Raw genomic sequence first — 718 nt, forward strand, 5'->3', positions numbered from 1 at the left:
CGCTCCTCTACGCTTCGAACGCGCCGTGGAACGAAAGCCAGTACAAGTCCGAGAAATTCGACAAGCTGCTCGTCGAGGCGCGCGGTTCGCTCGACCAGGCCAAGCGCAAGGAAATCTACGGCCAGATGCAGACCATGGTCTCCGAGGAGGCCGGCACCATCATCCCGGCTTACATTTCCAACGTTGATGCCCTCTCCAGCAAGGTGAAGGGTTTGGAGGCGAACCCACTCGGTGGCATGATGGGCTACGCAATGGCGGAATACCTCTGGCTCGAAGCCTGAGAGGCGGCTGCCAGGGACCGGACAGCCAGTCCCTGGCACCTTAATTGCGCAACATGGCTTGGCCGAACGCAACCGCAGGAGCGCTTCCATGACGTCTGGGGTTCTAAACCTCGTGCTGAAGCGGCTGGCGATCGCGGTCGTCACGCTTTTGATCGTGCTGTTCGCCGTTTTTTTCGCCACCAGCATGCTGCCCGGCGACACCGCGTCGATCCTGCTCGGCCAGGCGGCGACTCCGGAAGCCGTCGCTGGTCTGCGCGAGGCCATGCATCTCAACGATCCGGCAATCCTGCGCTTCCTGCGCTGGCTTATCGGCCTGCTCCACGGCGATCTCGGCACGTCCTATGCCAACGAGATGCCGGTCGCGGCGCTGATCGGCGGGCGCTTCGTCAACACCATGAAGCTGGCCGGCATCACCACACTGCTTTCGGTGCCGCTGG

At 62.7% G+C, this 718-nt stretch carries 1 protein-coding gene and 1 pseudogene; both read left to right on the forward strand.

Features of this window, described 5'->3' with window-relative positions; translation table 11 throughout:
• A pseudogene (locus NKH19_RS33420) lies at positions 1–281 on the forward strand (ABC transporter substrate-binding protein); the annotation flags it as partial.
• Positions 282–369: 88 nt separating this feature from the next.
• Positions 370–718, forward strand: a 349-nt coding sequence (locus tag NKH19_RS33425; protein ID WP_352983990.1) for an ABC transporter permease family protein, incomplete at its 3' end; no start/stop codon positions are given.

This window comes from Mesorhizobium sp. M1338 (assembly GCF_040318045.1).
Lineage (GTDB): Bacteria > Pseudomonadota > Alphaproteobacteria > Rhizobiales > Rhizobiaceae > Mesorhizobium.